The sequence below is a fragment of the Alkalicoccus halolimnae genome (assembly GCF_008014775.2).
GTDB lineage: Bacteria > Bacillota > Bacilli > Bacillales > Salisediminibacteriaceae > Alkalicoccus > Alkalicoccus halolimnae.
The window spans coordinates 3,640,182-3,659,328 of record NZ_CP144914.1 but is presented as its reverse complement, the minus strand read 5'-3'; the positions used below and the strand labels follow the sequence as shown (position 1 = coordinate 3,659,328).

At 48.5% G+C, this 19,147-nt stretch carries 13 protein-coding genes; 6 read left to right on the top strand and 7 right to left on the bottom strand.

Annotation, left to right across the window (positions count from 1 at the left end; genetic code table 11):
- Nucleotides 1-39: 39 nt before the first annotated feature.
- The 3 genes from ald to FTX54_RS16565 all read right to left on the bottom strand — a co-directional run bounded on the left by ald (nucleotide 40) and on the right by FTX54_RS16565 (nucleotide 4,699).
- Nucleotides 40-1,164, bottom strand: coding sequence for an alanine dehydrogenase (gene ald, locus FTX54_RS16575; RefSeq protein WP_147802554.1), 1,125 nt, complete (start codon nucleotides 1,162-1,164; stop codon nucleotides 40-42).
- Between the two features lie 103 nt (nucleotides 1,165-1,267).
- Entirely contained in the window at nucleotides 1,268-2,491 is a 1,224-nt protein-coding gene (locus FTX54_RS16570; protein ID WP_246125555.1) for a PucR family transcriptional regulator, read from the bottom strand.
- A gap of 177 nt (nucleotides 2,492-2,668) precedes the next feature.
- Nucleotides 2,669-4,699 carry a penicillin-binding transpeptidase domain-containing protein gene (locus FTX54_RS16565; RefSeq protein ID WP_187254447.1) on the bottom strand — a complete coding sequence of 677 codons (2,031 nt, stop codon included), beginning with the start codon at nucleotides 4,697-4,699 and terminating at the stop codon, nucleotides 2,669-2,671.
- Between the two features lie 552 nt (nucleotides 4,700-5,251).
- Here FTX54_RS16565 and rlmH point away from each other — a divergent pair.
- Nucleotides 5,252-5,731, top strand: coding sequence for a 23S rRNA (pseudouridine(1915)-N(3))-methyltransferase RlmH (gene rlmH / locus FTX54_RS16560; RefSeq protein WP_147802556.1), 480 nt, complete (start codon nucleotides 5,252-5,254; stop codon nucleotides 5,729-5,731).
- Nucleotides 5,732-5,817: 86 nt separating this feature from the next.
- Here the strand turns inward: rlmH and FTX54_RS16555 are convergent, their stop codons facing one another.
- The 3 genes from FTX54_RS16555 to modA are packed head-to-tail and all read right to left on the bottom strand — an operon-like array spanning nucleotide 5,818 to nucleotide 8,368.
- The gene (locus tag FTX54_RS16555; protein WP_147802557.1) at nucleotides 5,818-6,894 is read right to left on the bottom strand and encodes a sulfate/molybdate ABC transporter ATP-binding protein; all 1,077 of its coding nucleotides are present in this window, start codon (nucleotides 6,892-6,894) and stop codon (nucleotides 5,818-5,820) included.
- Nucleotides 6,895-6,898: 4 nt separating this feature from the next.
- Complete coding sequence (modB, locus tag FTX54_RS16550) at nucleotides 6,899-7,579, bottom strand: molybdate ABC transporter permease subunit (protein ID WP_147802558.1); 681 nt, start codon at nucleotides 7,577-7,579, stop codon at nucleotides 6,899-6,901.
- Nucleotides 7,580-8,368: a molybdate ABC transporter substrate-binding protein gene (gene modA / locus FTX54_RS16545; protein ID WP_147802559.1), complete on the bottom strand. Its 789-nt coding sequence runs from the start codon at nucleotides 8,366-8,368 to the stop codon at nucleotides 7,580-7,582. It abuts the gene before it with no gap.
- A 717-nt stretch (nucleotides 8,369-9,085) separates the two neighbouring features.
- Here modA and FTX54_RS16540 point away from each other — a divergent pair.
- On the top strand, nucleotides 9,086-11,965 hold the full coding sequence (locus FTX54_RS16540) for a DUF3427 domain-containing protein (RefSeq protein WP_147802820.1): 2,880 nt from the start codon (nucleotides 9,086-9,088) through the stop codon (nucleotides 11,963-11,965).
- A gap of 129 nt (nucleotides 11,966-12,094) precedes the next feature.
- Here FTX54_RS16540 and FTX54_RS16535 read toward each other — a convergent pair whose 3' ends face one another.
- Nucleotides 12,095-12,985, bottom strand: coding sequence for a fructose bisphosphate aldolase (locus FTX54_RS16535; protein ID WP_147802560.1), 891 nt, complete (start codon nucleotides 12,983-12,985; stop codon nucleotides 12,095-12,097).
- A gap of 401 nt (nucleotides 12,986-13,386) precedes the next feature.
- On the opposite strand from FTX54_RS16535, the gene FTX54_RS16530 reads away from it, so the two are divergent.
- The 4 genes from FTX54_RS16530 (at nucleotide 13,387) to FTX54_RS16515 (ending at nucleotide 18,894) form a co-directional block, all read left to right on the top strand.
- Entirely contained in the window at nucleotides 13,387-14,892 is a 1,506-nt protein-coding gene (locus FTX54_RS16530) for a malate:quinone oxidoreductase (protein ID WP_147802561.1), read from the top strand.
- 865 nt (nucleotides 14,893-15,757) lie between these two features.
- Nucleotides 15,758-16,744, top strand: coding sequence for a thiamine pyrophosphate-dependent dehydrogenase E1 component subunit alpha (locus tag FTX54_RS16525; protein WP_147802821.1), 987 nt, complete (start codon nucleotides 15,758-15,760; stop codon nucleotides 16,742-16,744).
- A 2-nt stretch (nucleotides 16,745-16,746) separates the two neighbouring features.
- Nucleotides 16,747-17,769, top strand: coding sequence for an alpha-ketoacid dehydrogenase subunit beta (locus FTX54_RS16520; RefSeq protein ID WP_147802562.1), 1,023 nt, complete (start codon nucleotides 16,747-16,749; stop codon nucleotides 17,767-17,769).
- Nucleotides 17,770-17,790: 21 nt separating this feature from the next.
- Complete coding sequence (locus FTX54_RS16515; protein WP_147802563.1) at nucleotides 17,791-18,894, top strand: dihydrolipoamide acetyltransferase family protein; 1,104 nt, start codon at nucleotides 17,791-17,793, stop codon at nucleotides 18,892-18,894.
- The last annotated feature ends 253 nt before the right edge of the window (nucleotides 18,895-19,147 follow it).

The window sequence follows — 19,147 nt, the reverse complement described above, 5'->3', positions numbered from 1 at the left end:
CCTGCCGGAAAACATCCGGCAGGCTTTTTTTATCGTTTATCAGGCGTGGTGCATCATTGCTTCTTCCAGAGAAACAAGAGGATAGCCGAGGTCGCGGGCAACGGCAGCATACGTGATGCAGCCGCTCGCGGTATTGATGCCTTTGGCAAGTGCCGTGTTTTCCGAAGCAGCCTTGTGAATACCTTTACCGGCTATCTGCAGAGCGTAGGGCATCGTCACGTTCGTGAGGCCGATCGTCGACGTGCGCGGCACAGCTCCAGGCATATTGGCTACCGTATAATGCACAACTCCGTGTTTCGTATACGTTGGATCTTCATGTGTCGTAATGCGGTCAACTGTTTCGATAATACCGCCCTGATCAATGGCGACATCGACTACGACAGAGCCTTCGGACATAGACTGTATCATTTCTTCTGTGACGAGCTTCGGCGCTTTGGCCCCTGGAATGAGCACGGCTCCGATAAGGAGATCCGATTCTTTCACTGCTTCCGCAATTGTGAGCGGGTTCGACATGAGTGTCTGAATATCCCCGCCGAACTGATCGTCCAGCTGGCGAAGACGGTCGGCGCTGAGGTCAATCATCGTTACATCCGCACCGAGACCGATGGCGATTTTTGCCGCGTTTGTTCCGACGACTCCACCACCGATAATCGTCACTTTTCCACGTTTGACGCCGGGAATACCGGAAAGAAGAATCCCTTTGCCGCCCTTCTGCTTTTCGAGGAACTGTGCTCCGATCTGGGAAGCCATGCGCCCTGCAACTTCACTCATCGGGGTAAGCAGAGGGAGCGCACCGTTAACTTCCACCGTTTCATACGCCACGGCCGTAACGCCGCTTTCTGTGAGCGCTTTGGCAAGCTCGGGTTCAGCAGCAAGGTGCAGGTACATGAAGAGAATAAGTCCTTCACGGAAATAGCCGTATTCTTCTGCTAGCGGTTCTTTCACCTTCATCACCATCTCTGCGCGTTCCCAGACGTCCGCTGCAGAAGCGGTCATTTCTGCGCCGGCTGCTTCGTAGTCATGGTCCGTAAAGCCGCTTCCAAGCCCTGCTTCTGTTTCGACAAGGACGCGGTGCCCCTGTTCGGTTAGCGTCATAACGCCCGCTGGAGTGGTTGCGACCCGGTTTTCACTGTTCTTCAGTTCTTTTGGTACGCCGATGATCATAATACAATTCCTCCTCTGTGTTTATCTAACGTGAGTATAAACGAGAAGAGAGAAGAGGCGCATTGTGCGGAAAATTGAAATCCATGCTTTACGTTTGTGGAAATCAACAAAGCCTGTTGCGGAACAGCTGCAGATCCAGATAAAGTCCGGCTTTCTGCGCTGGATTTTTCAGACTGATTCCGGCTATTTCCTCCATACGGCGGAGCCGGTAGCCGAGCGTATTGACGTGTACATGCAGAGCCCGGGCTGTTTCGGCCACACTTCCGTCGAAGGCGAGGTATTTTTCCAGAGTATCGATCATATGGGCGTTGTTCTCGCGGTCGTAGGAAGCAAGTGTAAGCAGAGACGGCGGAAGCGGCAGCTGTTCCAGTTTACCGGTCTCCTCCAGCAGCGTCACGTAGCGGAAAATACCGAGCTCTTTGTAAAAGCGGACTCCCTGAAGAGCATCGGGATGTTTCTGTTTCAGTTCGGCGGTTCGCTGAGCCTCATGGAAACTTTCTTCAATACCTTCATAGTTGCTGCAGGCGGAGCCGCATCCCGACCAGATGCCACGCTTTTCAGGCATACGTGCAAGGAGCGTTTCCGTAAACTGAAGCGCTGATGCTTCGTATGTATCGTGATGATGGGGAGCGACGAGAAGCACTGCCTGCTCATCGTCCCGCGTATCGATTAAAACATGCAGCTTCTGTGTCGTTTTTGCTGCATAGGCGAGTTTCTGATAGTGTGCTTCGTCGATCTGCTCAAAACGGAAAACAATGACTGCAAGCGGAAGGTCGGTGCGGATGCCAATTTCAGAAAGCTGACGGATGATGTCCTCATGTGTCCCCGCTTCACCGGTAAGCATCTGCCAGAGCAGTTCTTCGCGGCTTTTTTCCCGCTTCCGCCGCTGGCGGCTCATCTGGAGAAGCTGATGAGCCGCTTTGGAAGCTGCAAACTGCAGGTCTTCCAGATCCTCTTCAGTGAGACGGCTGTATGTATCAATGACCCAGAGGTAGCCGAGCACCTCCCCTTTTCTTCGGATGGCGGCGGCGACGCGGCGGCCGAGTCCGATATCTTCAATCGGGGGAATAACGAGCGGCTCATCCTGCTGATTGAGCTTCGGGATAATGCCTTCCTTCCAGAATTTATTGATAACTTTTTCCGGCACGCGGCGGCCGATGATCGTTGCCACCCGGGCTTCATCTGTTTCCCCTGCATGGGAGCTGTAGGCGAGCAGATGGTGGTTGGCATCCTCCATCGTTACCGGACACTGCAGGCGGCCGCTCACCGTATCGACGAATTCTTCCAGAGATTCAAACGTGCGGTTCAGGGAAAAGGATTCTCTCAATATGGAACCCTCCTTTCTTATAAATGCTCTCCTGTTAGATTAACACAAGGGGTGGTCCCGGTGAATAACTGGAAAAGCGGAGCCCTGACTTTTGAGTGAAGTGCTTTTTGAATAACCACTAAGAGCTGCGCATGAAAAAGGACGGCCCGACATTCAAGCGGGACCGCCCATCAGCCTTTATTCATCGAGTGTTTCCCAGAATTCGTTGGCAAGATCGACGACATAGCCGCTGCCTCCGTACTCCTCCACGTTCTGGATCATCATCGTTGTTACGTAATCTTCCTGTTCATAGTCAAAGCTCGTATACCAGCCGATTTGTTCCCCATCTTCCACTGTCTGGTCGGACTTCAGCTCTGCTGTGCCGGTTTTTCCGGCAAGGGAGCGTCCATGCCCGGGATCCGGGCGGTGAGCAGTGCCGTTTTCGTCCTCAACGACATTGATCAACGTTTCGCGGACGAGCCCGGCTGTCTCAGAATCGGTGACGCCGGAGGACGTTTTTTCTGAATCTTCAAACAGCATCGGCTGAGCGACCTCCCCTTCCCGGATAAACATAGAATAAAGAGCGTTCAAGTGCACCGGCGGAAGCTCTACTTCCCCCTGTCCGTAGCCGCTGTCAGCGAGAAGGATTTCGTTATCGAATCCTTCATTAGCCAGCTGGGAGGCGTGGAGTGGGAAATCGAACGGAAAAGTATCTTCCATACCGAAGCGTTCTCCCCAGCTTTTCATTTCATCGGCCCCTAAGGCGAGTGCCTGCCGGGCAAAATAGATATTATCCGAATAGCTCATCGCCGCCTCCAGATCCACGCTGTCCACATCTTCATTTACACGTGTGACCTGGTAGCCGCCCCAGCTGTCATCGGGCTGCCATCGAGCACCGTCTATGTCGAGTGCCTCCTCGGGGTCCAGCGTTCCTGCTTCGAGGCCGGCTACAGCTGTGAAGGGCTTCCATACCGATCCGGGAGAATAGGCACGCTGAAAGCGGCGTTCTGTAAGTATTTCAGGCGTCTCCAGTTCTTCAGCCCGCGGATCAGGAAGGCCGAGGTAGCGGAGGTTGGAATCCACCGATGGTTCACTCGCGAGCACAAGTGTTTCTCCGTTCTGCGGGTTCATGACAACACCGGTTCCGGAGTCTTCTCCTATTATTTCTGCCATCTCCTGCTGCATATCGATATCGATTGTGAGCGTAACATCGGTCCCTGCCTCGGCCTCAACCGACTGGACGATGCGACGCGTTTCTCCTGCCTCATTTTGAATGGCAATCTCGACTCCTGTAGTGCCGCGGAGCTCTTCTTCTTTAATAAGCTCTACTCCGCTTTTACCGAGAGCGGATGTGCTGCTGTAGCCTTCATCCACTTCTTCAAGTTCTTCGGCCGTCATAGCTCCAATATAGCCGATAAGGGCACCGCTCACCTCACCGTAAGGGTACTCGCGCCCTTCGACAGTACTGACCGAAACACCGCTTATTTCGAGCAGTTCGTCAATCCGCTCATCGCCGGTCGGGAGATCCTGCACGGGAGCGGCCCAGTCGGGGTTATCCGGGTAGGCGGAAGCGGCTTCGATTGTCTGTTCTTCGTTAAGATCAAGCACAGAAGCGACTTCGGCAGCTGCTTCTTCTGTGTCCTCTGCTGCTTCAGGAACGACAGCGACGCGCGCGATTTCACCATTCACAGCGAGCGGTTCCCCGGTGCGGTCGAATATTTCTCCCCGCACCGGTTCTTCCCTTTCAATGGCAACTTGTTCGTCGGGTTCTTCCAGGCCGGCCATAAGGTGCTGCGGCTGCCAGGTGGTCTGCCATTCTTCTGTATCTTCTTCTTCATCCACTATTTTTTCAAGTTCGACTTCCGTTTCATAGGAAAGGGAGCCTGCAGCTGTCTCCATATCTACAGTGACGGGGTAGCTGATTTCCTCGAGCTCTTCCAGGTTGATGTCTTCCTCTTCAAAGTCGCGTGCTTCATATGTAATGTCTTCAATTGTGACCGAAAGTGCTTCATAAATATCGCTGTATCTTTCGGCAAAATCCCAGTCAAAACTGTTGATTTCCTGCTCGGAAGAAGCAGTCAGATAGTTCGGCATCTCTTCATAGGAGCCGCTGTTCCAAGATTCGAGATACGCATCAAGCGTGTCTTCCGGATCGGCCGGATCTTCATTTGAACAGGCTGCAAGACCCGCAGCTGAGATGAGCAGCAAGCCGGTAACTTTTCTTTTCATATTCATTCCCCCAGTAAATAGCGTCCAATTACATACTTTAAAGTACAATATACAGCAATATCCAGTTGAAAGAAAGGGAAGGGGTCCGCACGGTGTGTTATAACGCCGTTATGAGAATGGGGAGAGTGAAGGAAAGAATGATAACACTTGTTCAGACAGTGTTTATGGCAGGTTAAGTCGAAGGTCCCCTCCGGAAAAATTAACAGGTGTAACGGAATGCGTCACAGCGTCCGCTCGGGGGGAGAAGCTGCTGAGGCGGTAAAGCAGAGAATGATTAGTGTTCCGGCAGCTATGCGGCATATCATGTAAGAGCAACCTCCTGCCTTTGAAAAGGAAGAGCCGAAGCCTGGCGAGGCAGTCGGGAGAAGGAACGGGAAGCGTTCTTCCAGGAGAAAATAAAGCATCAGAAAAAGTTCTCGCAGAGGCCCCGCTGGAGCGTGTAAGGTTGATCAACCTCTGCTGTACTACATATCGGCAAAGGCAGGAAGCGATCGTAGAGAGATCTATTTTTATGATAAACTTGGGAAAAACGTAAAGACGGAGGAATGACTTTTGCAGATCACCATTATATGCGTCGGTAAGCTGAAAGAGAAGTATTTAAAGCAGGGCATTGCAGAGTTTGAAAAGCGCCTCCAGAGCTACTGCAGACTCAGTCTGATCGAAGTGCCCGACGAACAGGCTCCGGAGAACATGAGTGAAAAAGAAGTGGAGCAGGTGAAAGAGAAGGAAGGAGCACGCGTTCTCTCTAAGGTCAAAGAGACGCAGCATGTGATTGCGCTTGACCTCGGCGGGAAGCAGCGTACTTCGGAACAGTTCGCTTCCGAACTTGATAAACTGTCGATCCACGGCAAAAGCCAGATTGCTTTTATCATCGGCGGCTCCAACGGACTGAGCGGTTCCGTCCTTACCCGTGCCAACGATACAATCTCTTTTTCGAAGATGACTTTCCCGCACCAGCTCATGAAGCTGATCCTCGTCGAGCAGGTGTACCGGGCGTTCCGGATTATGAAGGGAGAGCCTTATCATAAGTAGAGGAAGCGCCGTTTCGAAAAAACGTTCTTTAAAAAACGAGAAACTTTTTATTTCAAGGAGCTGACTGTCTCTCTATCGTCTTTTCTTTACCCCTGGGGAGAGGAGCTTGTTGTTTTTAATAGAAACAATTGACTCATAGGCAGTTCCACTTTGGCTTCACCATGCCATACAGCGTCTACTTCGTTATTCAGTACAGAAGCAATAATGTCAATTTCGTTTTCCAGACGTAGATTGATATCCGTTTGATGAATCCCCTTAACGACGTTATTTATTGTGAAAGAATACGTGTTGTCAGCATCCTCTTTTTCTTTGGTGAAAGCAATATTTTCGGAATAAATGCCGATATGGGTAGTGTTATCCGAAACGTGCCGGCTGGGCACTTTTACATTCAGCCCTTCCATCCGGCATGTTATATAGCCGTTCGTTTTTGTGATGGAATCGACAGGCAGGATGTTTTTACAGCCGATGACTCTTGCTGCAGCTGTATTTTCCGGCTTTTGAAAAACATCCTCTTTTTTTCCTGATTGAATAATCTGTCCTTTATCGTAAAGAATCAATTGATCACACAGCCTGTAGGCTTCTTCCATGTTGTGTGTCACGAGCAGGACAATGCCGGAATAATTCTCCTGCAGAATACTGACCAGCTCCTGCTCGAGAATATGTTTAACGTGATGATCCAGAGCAGAGAATGGTTCGTCCAGTAAAAGCAGATCCGGCTCGGTTACGAGTGTCCGCGCAAGGGCAACCCGCTGCTGCTGTCCTCCGGAAAGCTGATTCGGATAGTGGTTTTCATATCCTGTAAGCTGGACCTTTTTGATCAAGCTGGAAACCTTCTGCTTTTTCTCCAGGGAGGATCTGCCCTTCAGACCGTATTCAATGTTTTTTTCCACCGTTAAATGCGGGAAAAGGGCATAATTTTGAAAAACGTAGCCGATATTCCGGTCTTTGGACTTAACATGGATACCGTGTTCAGAGTGAAATAGAGGGCGGTTATTTAAAGAGATCTCCCCGGAGTCGGGCGTTTGCAGGCCGGCAAGACTTTGCAGCGTCACGCTTTTTCCGCAGCCGGAAGGGCCGATAATACCAGTAATTCCTGCTTCCGCTGTGAAGCTGGTCGTTAATTGAAAGTGTTTTAACGTTTTAGTTATGTCGACTTTTAACATGGCATTACTCCCTCCCCCGGGTCATTCTTTTTTCCAGACGGTTAATAATGTAAAGCACACTGACGGATACGGCGGTCATGATTATAACGAGAATATTGGCCAGTTCCTGATTACCCGCGAGCAGGGCATCATAAATAGCAATCGGCATAGTCATCGTTTCATTTGGAATGCTGCCTGCGACCATCAGAGTGGCCCCGAAATCCCCGAGTGCTCTGGCAAAGGCAAGAGTTACTCCTGCCAGAATGCCTCTCCACGCCAAAGGCAGCATAATCGTAATAAAAATATTGAATTCAGACCTGCCCAGTACTCTCGCGGCCTGCAGTAAGGCCGGGTCGATCCAGGCAAAGGCAGACTTTGCTGATTTGATTAAAAACGGAATCGAGACGACTAAGGCAGCTATGACAGCCCCGGTCGGTGTAAAAACAATCGTGATGTTAAAGTTGTCTTCTAAAAATGCCCCGATGGAACTTTGTCTTCCTAATAAAACAAGCAGATAATAACCGAGAACGGTTGGAGGCAGAACGATCGGCAAAGTAATGAACGTGTCGATGATGTCTGCTGATCTACTCTTGGAGCGATTCAGGTAATAGGCAATCGGAACGCCGATGATAAAAGCAAATAGAGTTGCTGTCAGAGCAACTCTTAACGATAAAAAGAGCGGGAACAAATTAACTTCGTCAAACATTTAATCCCCCTCCGGAACGGTAAATCCATGACTTTCCATAATGGGTCTTGCTGTCGGGCCCTGGATAAAGTCGATAAAAGCTTTCGCAGCTTCTTCTTCGCTAGTGTCCTCGATGACGGCAATGGACTTCTCAAGCGGGGCATGCAGATCCTCATCAATCATATGGAAGTTCAATTCTTCTTCATCATAAAGGGAGAGAGCAATAATTCCTGCTTCTGCGTTTCCAGTTTCAATAAAAGAAAGAGTGTCGGTAATATTCCGGCCATAAATGATTTTTTCCTCAAGCTCCTCCCATAACCCCTCATTCTCAAGAGCCTGTTTGGATGCTTTACCATAGGGAGCATGATCAGGATTGGCAATCGCGATCTTTTTTACTTCCGGCTTTAATAAATCTTCCAGTGTCTCCACGGTCTCTGTCGTCTCAGGCAGAGTGGAAAGACCAATCCTCCCAAAAGCATAAGTTGTCTGCGTGTCAGGAACGATTAACTCATTTTCCCGTAACTGATCCACGGCTGCTATATCTGCAGAGGCGAAAACGTCAAAAGGCGCGCCATTTTCGATTTGTTCGGTTAACTGCCCTGTCGAACCGAAGGAAAAGGTGATGGCTGTCCCGCTTTCCTCTTCAAATAACGGACCTAATTCGGTGAAGGCCGGCGATAAACTGGAAGCAGCAGCTACCGTTATTTCCGCCTCTTCATTTTCTTTTGATTCAGAAGCGCTGCACCCGCTGCTCAATAGAACGTATAATACAATAAATGGTATAATAAAACAGGAAGATCTATTTATCATCACTTTCTCTCCTCAGCGTGTATGTATAGGAATTAATTTAATAAGTTACTATCTGCAGACTGTAAACAAAGTGTGGTTGCTTACATAGAAATACAGGGCGGCTGCTTTCGCCTGCCGATGATCACTTTCCAGATGGGCCGGTTTCAGCTAATTTCTTCCTCCTACGGATCGTATGAAATGGATCTTCGACTAGTCCTCAAACCCTCCCGGAGTCGCCACCTCCGGATTCGCATCAGGCTTTTTGCAAATAAAAAATGGTCAACAGCTTTTTTGATAGGAATCGCAGAAGGATCTCCTTACCGAAAAGTTCTTTTCTAGAATACAGTAAAATATATTTCTGAAAAAAAGAGTGATGATTGAAACAGAAGGTGGCGACTCCTGTGGCATCAGCGCCGTCTGAAAATCCATTCTGATGGAGCGTGGCGGAGGCAGAATTAGTTGAAGACAAGCCCCACGGAAAGCGTCCGCCTGTAGTGGAAATCATTAACTCAGTTTGGACATGACCAAAAAACAGTATCTTTTATATGAAACATAACTTTTAGTTATTATTAGGATGAGGAAGTACCTTCTGTAAAATCTTGTTTTCAACATATCTAGATACGATTATATATAGTTACATAACAGAGTACAAACATGTTTGTTACGAACTATCTCTAGTTAAATATACAATAATGAAGAGATAGCTCTTTCCATATTGAAGTTAGGGAGGTGGCGGAAATCGAAGACCTGCTCGGACAATTACAGCATTCGCTGGAAAAAGGATTTATCAATAGACAGCACTCTGAATTCAGCCGATTCAAGCCGGAGCTCCTCGTGAACCAGGTACATAAAAGGCAGGATGTATTAACGTCGTTAACGGACGAATTGAAAGCGTGCCGGACTTTTTTGTTCTCGGTCGCATTTATTACAGAAAGCGGGCTGGCAACGCTCAAATCCCACCTGCTCGACCTTCATGAAAAGGGCATCGAAGGAAAGATCCTCACGTCCACTTATCAAAATTTTAATCATCCAAAGGTTTTTAAAGAGCTGCTGAAGTTAAAAAATGTCGAAGTGAGAATTGCGGATATCGAAGGCTTTCATTCGAAAGGATATATCTTTCAGCATGATCATTATTACTCCCTGATCGTCGGTAGCTCCAATTTAACCTCCAGTGCCTTAAAGGTGAACTATGAATGGAACGTGAAACTGAATTCACATGAGAACGGAGAAATTATTCACCATTTCCAGGAGCAGTTCCATGAGATGTGGGAGAAGGCCCCGCTCTTGACGCCGGACTGGATTTATCACTATGAACGTTTTTTTGAAGAAGCCGTGATTCCGCGCGTCGCGGAGCTGCCCGGAAACTACATGACGAACCGGATGGAAGCAGCCCTGCGGGTCGAACCGAATCAGATGCAGCAGGCTGCGCTGCACGGGATTGAACAAGTCCGCCTTAAGGAGGAGAACCGGGCACTTGTCGTTTCTGCGACAGGGACCGGGAAAACCTATTTAGCTGCTTTTGACGTGCGGAAATACGGTCCGGAAAAGATGCTTTTCGTTGTGCACCGGGAGCAGATTCTTCAAAAAGCAAAAGAAGACTTCAAGCGGATTCTTGGAGGAGACGATAAAGATTTTGGTATTTTGTCAGGATCTAGCCGCTCCACAGACGCAAAATATTTGTTTGCCACGATCCAGACGATGTCGAAACCTGAGGTGCTGCGTACGTTCGACAGAGATTCTTTTGATTACGTGCTGATTGATGAAAGTCACCGGGCCGGAGCTTCGACGTATCAACGGCTTATCGATTATTTTGACCCTGCTTTTTTACTGGGCATGACGGCTACTCCCGAACGCTCGGACGGTTACGATTTATTTCAGCTTTTCGATTACAACGTCGCTTATGAAATCAGGCTCCAGGAAGCATTGGAAGAAAAGATGCTGACTCCTTTTCATTACTTTGGCGTCACCGATATAGAAGTAGCAGGCCGTAAACAGGAAGTGGAGACGTTTCAATTGTTAACTTCGGACGAACGAGTGGAACGCATTCTCGAGAAGCTTCACTACTATGGCTTTTCCGGAGACCAGGTGCGCGGGCTCATATTCTGCAGCTCGAAAAGAGAGGCCCGCCTTCTCTCAGACGAACTGAATACCCACGGGTTTCGTACCTGTGCACTTACGGGAGAAGATTCCCAGGAAAAGCGGATGATTGAAGTTAATCGGCTCGAACAGGGGCAGCTTGATTACCTTATTACCGTGGATATCTTTAACGAAGGCATTGATATACCGAGTATCAATCAGGTTGTTATGCTGAGGCAGACTGAATCGAGCATTGTTTTCATCCAGCAGCTCGGACGGGGCTTAAGAAAGCATGATTCCAAAGAATTTGTTACTGTCATCGATTTTATTGCGAATTATAAAAATAACTATTTGATCCCGGTAGCTCTGTCAGGAGACCGTTCGCAGAACAAAGACTCCATCCGCCGGAAGATGATAGACAAAAGCTATATTAAAGGCACGTCCACGATTAATTTTGAAGCCGTAGCGAAAGAGCGCGTGTATGACTCCATCAACGCAGCCAGGTTAACGGATATGAAGCTTTTGAAGGATGCTTATGTCGATTTGAAAAATAGAATCGGGCGCATCCCGATGCTGGCTGATTTCTATGAGCATCATTCGATTGATCCGGTCGTAATTGGAAGAAAGAAAGACCATTACGATGCTTTCCTGGCAGCCGTTAAAGAGGAAAAGCCGGGCCTGAGCGCGGCTCATGCACAGGTGTTAACGATGGTCACACAGGAACTTCTTTCCGGGAAACGGATCCACGAAGTTTATTTGTTGGAGAAGCTGCTGGACGCAGGTGTTTTATCAAAGCGCTGTTTTCAGGAAACGCTGGTGGAGAAGGGAATTCGTGAGGATGCCTCGACGCTCGCTTCGATGGAAAGTGTCTTGACTCTTCGCTTCTTTAAACGGGCAGATCAGCAGAAATACGGAGATTATGCACTGATTGAAATAAGCGAAGAAGGGTATCAGTTGTCGCCTCATGTAAAAAAGCTGTTAAACGACAGCTGGTTTCGCCGATTATTCGAAGATGTGCTCCGTGCAGCTCAATTACGAAGCGGCCGCTATAACCAGGCTGAGCTGCTGACGCGGCTGGAGAAATATTCCCGCAAAGATGTCTGCCGACTTCTGAACTGGGATAAGGACGAACAGTCTACGATGTACGGATACAAAACGAAGCACGGGACCTGCCCTATCTTTGTGACATACCACAAAGAAGGAGAAGTGGAGGCAAGTATTGATTACGGGGATACGTTTATTAATCCGGAAGTGTTTCACTGGTTCACGAGAAGCAGGCGCACGACTTCTTCAAAAGAAGTGCTTGAAATCAGCGAGGCGGAACAGAGAGGAATCGATCTTCATCTGTTCGTGAAAAAAGACGACGATGAAGGAAGGGACTTCTATTATTTGGGCGAGGTGAAACCTGATCGCGCCTCCATTAAAGATACGACGATGCCGGATGCTCAGGGCCGGGAGCTGCCGGTTGTCACGATGAACCTTCTGTTGAAGGAAAGTGTGGATCAGCAGATTTACGATTACCTGCATGAAGACATGTATTGAAAAGGAGCAGCAGTTTTCCGCCTTCAGCATGAAAGCGGGTTTTTCCAGAATAACGGCATGGAACCCGCACAAAAAAAGCGTCTGCTTCTGCTGGGATACAGCAGGAACAGACGCTTTTTACATGTATACTTACTTCTTATTAACCGAGGCATCATAAATCATGTCTACGGCTTCCTGCAATTTCTTGTTGAATTCTTCATCGGACTGTTTCACGTTCAAGTCGCCGACGAGAGCACGGGAGAAGCTTGCCGTAAGTCCAGTGTTCTGCTGTAATTTTTCGTTTGCTTCGTGCAGAGGATATCCTCCGGATAGAGCAACAACGCGGACAACTTTTGGATGGTCGATCAATTCTTTATAATGGTTGGCATTCGTAGGGATACTCAGCTTCAGCATGACCTCCTGGTCATCGGAAAGGTTGTTCAGCTGGTTGAGAATTTCCTGCTTTAAAATCTCTTCGGATTTTTCTTTATCTGCACTGTGAATATCCACTTCCGGTTCGATAATCGGCATAAGGTCGGCAGCAAGAATCTGCTTCGCTACGTCGAACTGCTGCTCAACAACAGCTTTAATGCCTTCCTTATTCGGTTCGTGGATGACAGAACGCATTTTAGTACCGAAAATGTGTCGCTCATTGGCCCGGCGCAGCGTATCATCCAGCTCAGGATTCGGCTTCATCAGCTGTACACCGTTTTCCTTGTCAGCAAGGCCTTTATCAACTTTCAAAAATGGCGCAATCCCTTTATCGGCAAGATAGTCGCCGGTATATTTGCCTTCAATTTCACGGTCCATCGTCTGTTCGAAAAGAATGGCACCGATAATCTGCTCAGAGTTGAATGCAGGAGACGTAATAATTCTCGTTCTCATTTGATGAACCTTATCGAACATTTCTTTTTCGCCGGAATAGTCATCCTCTGTAACACCGTATGCTGCGAGCGCTTTCGGAGTGCTTCCTCCGCTTTGGTCGAGTGCTGCAATAAATCCATCTCTGTTTTTAACAATGTCCAAGTGCTTTTTGTTCATGTTATCCACTCCTTTATAGGTTTATTTCAACTACCTCCTTACAATCTTAACACTTTTAGCAATTTAATACAGGTAGAAAAAAAGGAAATTTGTTGGGGAGAAGACGCTTCCGGCCTAAGCCTCTTAAAAAGGATAGAGTTTTCCATAAAGGCTCTGGTCCCGGACCTGCTAAGCTGAATTTTGGACCGGGATCATTTTATTCGTTTTCCTAACTTTTTTGCCGGACGTTCCCCTTTTTTGCCAGCTGTAAATAGTCTATACTTATTAAGTAGTAGAAAAGGTTTTCATATGGAATAAGTAAAGAGCTTTTATATATGTACAGCAAAGGCAGAAAAGAGATGTATGCTCCCTCACCGCGTCTGCTTCTTTTCTGCAAATTTGAGCGGATAAGGATGGTCATAATGAGCAACGGAGAAATGAAAAAAGATGTTATTTTAATTGGTGCGGGAGTTATGAGTGCGACTCTCGGATCCATACTGAAAGAATTAGCACCGGACTGGAACATTACCGTGTTTGAAAAGCTTGCAGAAGAAGGAGAAGAAAGTTCCAACGTATGGAACAATGCAGGAACAGGGCACGCCGCTCTGTGCGAGCTGAATTATACGAATGAAAAACCGGATGGGTCGATAGATATCAGTAAAGCGGAAAAAATTAATGAACAGTTTCACGTGTCGAAGCAGTTCTGGTCCTACCTCGTGAACCACCAGCGGATCAGCCGTCCTCAGGACTTTATTATGCCGCTGCCGCACATCAGCTTTGTTCATGGGGCAGACAACGTTACGTTTTTGAAGAACCGATACGAAGCGATGGCTGCAAATCCTCTTTTTCAGGCGATTGAATATTCGGATGATCCTGCCACGATCAGAAAGTGGATTCCGCTCATGATGGAGGAGCGTACGTCCGATGAGCCGATTGCCTGCACAAAAATCGATGCCGGCACGGATGTTAACTTCGGTTCTTTAACGCACAAGCTGTTTGATTATTTAAAGAACAAAAATGTTAATGTGAAATACAGGCACAGCGTGGAGGATCTGAATCGTAAAGAAAGCGGTTCGTGGGAAGTGAAAGTGAAAAACGACGAGAGTGGAGAAACAGAAAATCATAAAGCCGACTTCGTCTTTATCGGCGGCGGAGGAAAAAGTCTGCATTTACTGCAGAAATCCGGTATTCCTGAAGGGAAGGGGATTGGCGGATTCCCGGTAAGCGGCCAGTTTATGGTTTGCAGAAATCCGGATGTTATCCAGCAGCATGATGCGAAAGTCTACGGTAAAGCACCGGTGGGCGCACCGCCGATGTCGGTGCCGCATCTCGATACAAGGTATATTGATAACGAACGGTCGCTGCTGTTCGGCCCATTCGCCGGGTTTTCTCCTAAATTTTTAAAAACGGGTTCTATGATGGATCTGATAACGTCCGTGAAGCCAAATAACGTTATGACGATGCTCGCTGCAGGTGCCAAGGAAATGGCGCTTACAAAATACCTTATCGGCCAGGTGCTTCTTTCCAAAGAAAAGCGTATGGATGCGTTACGGGAATTTGTTCCGAATGCGAAAAGTGAGGATTGGGAGCTTGTCGTCTCCGGTCAGCGCGTGCAGGTGATTAAAGATACGGAAGAAGGCGGCAAAGGGACCCTTCAGTTCGGAACAGAGGTAGTAAATGCGGAAGACGGCTCGATTGCGGCGCTGCTTGGAGCTTCCCCGGGCGCTTCCACCGCTGTCCACGTCATGCTCGATATTCTCAACCGCTGCTTCCCGGAGCAGGTAAAAGAGTGGGAGCCGAAAATTAAAGAAATGGTTCCTTCCTACGGTCTGTCCCTTGCCGACAATCCGGATCTGCTCCATGACATCGAAGCGTCCACCGGCAGGGCACTCGGTCTCGAAAAGAAATATCAGGCCCATCAGGCATAATCCTGATTTAAAGAGGCATCGTCTGCGGACGATGCCTCTTTTTCATGTCGTGACGGTATTCATAAAGAGGAGGATAACCATAAGAATAAAGTCCAGGGAGCAGGTGAATTTCCCTCTCAGAACGGGTTTGGTTCTTCTGTAAAAACAGTCGATTTCTCTTTTCCTTACGACCGCAGGGAGGACGGGATCAGCTGAGACCGGCCCGCCCGGAAAGCGTCCCCATAGAAACGAAAGCGCCAGTTCATCGCTTATCAACTTTATTTTCAAGGGAGCCAAAGAAAATAAGATCTGTCTTTCTGACGGATCTGCCATTTAGGAAAACTTGCGCTGGGGCAGAGCCTCCTGCTGTTTCAATCATCATTCTTTTTTCACGAACTATATTGAATTGATTATATACGTGTTTTTTTCAGGAAATACACGAAATATAGATAACAAATTATACTATAAAGTTCGTATTTAAAAATGACCGCAGTAGAAGACGGCGACTCCCGGAGGATTAAGCGCCGTCTGAAGATCCAATTTTGCGAAGGTTTTTTCTTCGCAAAATTTAGCTGAAGACAAGCCCTCGGGAAAGCGTCCGTCTTTAGCGGAGATTATTTGTCTTATCCAGTTTTTACAGGACTAATTTCTATTATGAAGTTCATTCTATCTGTACTTTTTTCTAAAAATCAGCTTGTTAAATGGTATGAACAACAAAAAAGTTTCAGTATATTGACAATTAATTGAAATCAGGCGTAATATAAAAAGTGTAGCAAATCTGTCAGGAGCTCCTGTCATTCATTTTGTAAGCGCTTACTAAAATGGACTGGAGGGATTTACCGTGTCGATTTCGGAAGGAAAACAGGCGGCTGTTCCGGTGGAGAAGATGAAGTGGATGTACGAAGAAATGGTAAAGATCCGCTACTACGAGGATCAGATGGTGGAAGTGTATTCGGAAGGAAAAGCACCGGTATTTAACATCGGAGCGGGGACGGTTCCCGGGGAGATGCATTTAGCTGCCGGACAGGAACCCGCCGCGGTCGGTATCTGTGCCCACCTTACAAAGGACGATACGGTGACGGCACCGCACCGGCCGCATCATCATGCCATCGCCAAAGGGGTGGATTTAAAGCGGATGACAGCGGAGATTTTCGGCAGGGAAACGGGACTCGGTAAAGGTAAGGGAGGACACATGCATTTGTTTGATCCTGCGGTGAAGTTTTCCTGTGGAGGGATTGTAGCGGCTGGTCTTCCACATGCCGTTGGAGCAGCAATGGCGGCCAAGATGAAAGGAACGGACTGGATAGCGGTTTCATTTATCGGTGAAGGAGCGGCAAACGCAGGTGCCTTCCATGAATCCCTGAACCTGGCTGCGCTCTGGAACCTTCCGCTTATTGTAGTTGTGGAAGATAACGCCTACGGAATTTCAGTGCCGAAAACTTCCTCGACGTCCGTTGCTTCAAACGATATGCGGGCAGGCGCCTATGGGATTGCAGGTGCCTATGTGAAGGACAACGATCCGATCGCCATGTATAAAGCATCTGAAGAAGCTGTTTCCAGAGCCCGTGACGGTCAGGGGCCGACGATCATTGAAATTGAAACTCACCGCTATTTAGGGCACTTCCAGGGTGATCCGGAGCTTTACCGGGATAAAGAAGAAGTTCCCGGACTCCGTAAACAGGATCCGATTTTGAAACTGAAAAAACAGCTTCAGGCTGATGGGATAGCGGATACGGAACTGGAAGAAATGGAACAGCTGGCGAAAAAAGCCGTTGATGAAGCCTATCAGTTCGCACGCGACAGCGACTTTCCGAAACCCGAAGCCGCGCTTCAGGATGTGTTTACATCTGAAATGACGAAAGAGGTGGAGTGAAGATGGAAACAGCTAAAAAACGCATGCTTTCCGGAAATAAGGCAATGGCAGAAGCTATTTCCCAGGAAATGAAGCGGGATCCGAACGTCTTTGTTCTCGGGGAAGATATCGGAGTATATGGAGGCATTTTCGGCTCCACGCAGGGGTTAATGGAGACGTACGGCCCGGATCGGGTACTGGATACGCCCATTTCAGAAACGGCATTCATCGGTGCTGCGATTGGAGCTGCCGCCGAAGGAATGCGTCCTATTGCGGAATTAATGTTCGTTGATTTCTTTGGTGTCTGTATGGATCAGATCTATAATCATATGGCGAAGATTCCCTATATGTCTGGTGGAAATGTCCGGCTGCCGATGGTGCTGATGACGGCTGTCGGAGGCGGATATAACGATGCCGCGCAGCATTCGCAGACCCTTTATGCCACGTTTGCCCACATGCCGGGGATGAAGGTTGTTGCGCCTTCCACTCCATATGATTTAAAAGGGATGATGACGTCAGCGATACGCGATGATAATCCGGTCGTATTTATGTTCCATAAATCGCTGCAGGGCCTCGGCTGGATGGACCAGCTTGACGAATCGGTCGGCAGCGTGCCGGAGGAAGCATATACCGTCCCGCTGAATGAAGCGAAAGTCGTCCGGGAAGGTAAGGACGTTACGATTGTCGGTATCCAGATGATGACCCACTACGCCGTCAAAGCCGCAGAGAAACTCGCCGAAGAAGGCATAGAAGCGGAAGTAATTGATCTCCGCTCCCTGGCACCGATTGATAAAAAAACGATTCTCGCTTCCCTGAAAAAAACGCACCGGCTGCTCGTCGTAGACGAAGACTATCTTTCCTACGGGATGACAGCGGAAATTGCCGCTATTGCTGCGGAAGAAGCGCTCTATGACCTGGAAGCTCCTGTCCGCCGTCTAGCTTTGCCGGACGTGCCGATTCCGTACAGTTCGCCGCTGGAGGATTTTGTCATTCCGGGGGCAGAACAGATTTATGAGGAAGTTAAAAAGCTGCTGGATGAAAATTAAAAACAGGACAGGGGGGCCCGCATGATCAACGTGACCTTACCGGAATTAAAAGAGGGAATCGAAGAAAGCCTCGTCGTCCTCTGGTTCGTATCAGAAGGAGATAAGGTTCAGAAAGGAGATCCGCTCGCAGAGGTGCAGACAGAAAAAGCGACCGCGGAAATCGAAGCGGAAGCGGATGGCGTGATCCGGGAAATTGCTGTGAAACGGGGAGAGTCCGCTAAAGTCGGAGACGTCCTTGCTGTGATCGATCCAGACGGCACGGCCTCCGCACAGGAAGCGAAGCCGGAGAATGTGGAACCGGTGAAGCAAAGAATGCCGGAAGAGGGGGAAACGCCTCCTGTTACGCCGCGGCTGAAGCGTCTTGCAAAAGAACTCGGTGTGACGCTCGCATCGGTCAAGGGTACCGGCCGAGGCGGACGCATTACCGAGGAAGATATCCGCACTTTAAAGGAAGAAAAGATACCGCTTACCGGGACGCGCGGCGTTATAGCGCAAAGGCTGGTGGAGAGTCTGCGGGGAAGTGCCCAGTTTACGATCACAGCCTGGGCTGACGTAACCGAACTTAAAACCCGGAAGAGCGGAATCGAAGGAAACCCGGGATGGACGGCGCTTATTGCAGCAGCCTGCACAAGGGTACTGCCGAACCATCCGCTGCTCCGTGCCCGGGTTGAAAACGAAAAAATAATTATTAAACAGGGCATTCATCTCGGTTTTGCGATCGAAACTGAAACAGGGCTGCATACAGGAGTGATTCCAGAGGCGTCCGGACGTTCGCCGAAAGAGCTGCACGAACGATTGAGGGAACTTGCCGAAAAAGCAAGAAAAAGCGGACTTTCCGAAAAAGAGTCAGCAGGCAGTACATTTACTATTACGAGTCTCGGAGCTCATCGGGTGCAGTTTTTCACACCTATAATCAATCCTCCGGAAACGTCGATACTCGGAATAGGAAAAATAGAGCCTTGGGTAATTATGGATAAAGAGAAGCCGGTAGAGCGCTTCCGTCTTCCGCTCAGTCTGACCGTCGATCACCGGGCCGTGGACGGATCTCCTGCCGCCGCATTTCTTGACGAGCTGATTGACATACTCGAACATCCGCAGTCATTCTTAACAGAAAGGGAACGTTAAAACAGAAAGGAGGGGGCCGAACCGGAATTAACGGTGCCGGTCCCCACTTTTTTCTGCCTGCTCAGGAATAATCGAAAAATGGAACGTTTCTATCTTCAATTTTGATGAAAATAGGGAGAAAATAAAAAGAATTCCTTTTAAATAGGAACCCCGCTGGAAGTAACCCGTACATGAAGGAGGCTCGTATAGTTCCGGCAGTGGGTTTCCTGAAGATGGAAAAGCCGGACAGAGCAAGACTATAATACATAACGAC

What these genes read in the sequence shown, in the direction of transcription:
- modB (WP_147802558.1), bottom strand. Translation starts at nt 7,579, where the DNA reads ATGTTTGACGAAGTTAATTTGTTCCCGCTCTTTTTATCGTTAAGAGTT.
- ald (WP_147802554.1), bottom strand. Translation starts at nt 1,164, where the DNA reads ATGATCATCGGCGTACCAAAAGAACTGAAGAACAGTGAAAACCGGGTC.
- FTX54_RS16530 (WP_147802561.1), top strand. Translation starts at nt 13,387, where the DNA reads ATGAGCAACGGAGAAATGAAAAAAGATGTTATTTTAATTGGTGCGGGA.
- FTX54_RS16565 (WP_187254447.1), bottom strand. Translation starts at nt 4,699, where the DNA reads ATGAAAAGAAAAGTTACCGGCTTGCTGCTCATCTCAGCTGCGGGTCTT.
- FTX54_RS16535 (WP_147802560.1), bottom strand. Translation starts at nt 12,985, where the DNA reads ATGAACAAAAAGCACTTGGACATTGTTAAAAACAGAGATGGATTTATT.
- FTX54_RS16515 (WP_147802563.1), top strand. Translation starts at nt 17,791, where the DNA reads ATGATCAACGTGACCTTACCGGAATTAAAAGAGGGAATCGAAGAAAGC.
- FTX54_RS16525 (WP_147802821.1), top strand. Translation starts at nt 15,758, where the DNA reads ATGAAGTGGATGTACGAAGAAATGGTAAAGATCCGCTACTACGAGGAT.
- FTX54_RS16555 (WP_147802557.1), bottom strand. Translation starts at nt 6,894, where the DNA reads ATGTTAAAAGTCGACATAACTAAAACGTTAAAACACTTTCAATTAACG.
- modA (WP_147802559.1), bottom strand. Translation starts at nt 8,368, where the DNA reads ATGATAAATAGATCTTCCTGTTTTATTATACCATTTATTGTATTATAC.
- FTX54_RS16520 (WP_147802562.1), top strand. Translation starts at nt 16,747, where the DNA reads ATGGAAACAGCTAAAAAACGCATGCTTTCCGGAAATAAGGCAATGGCA.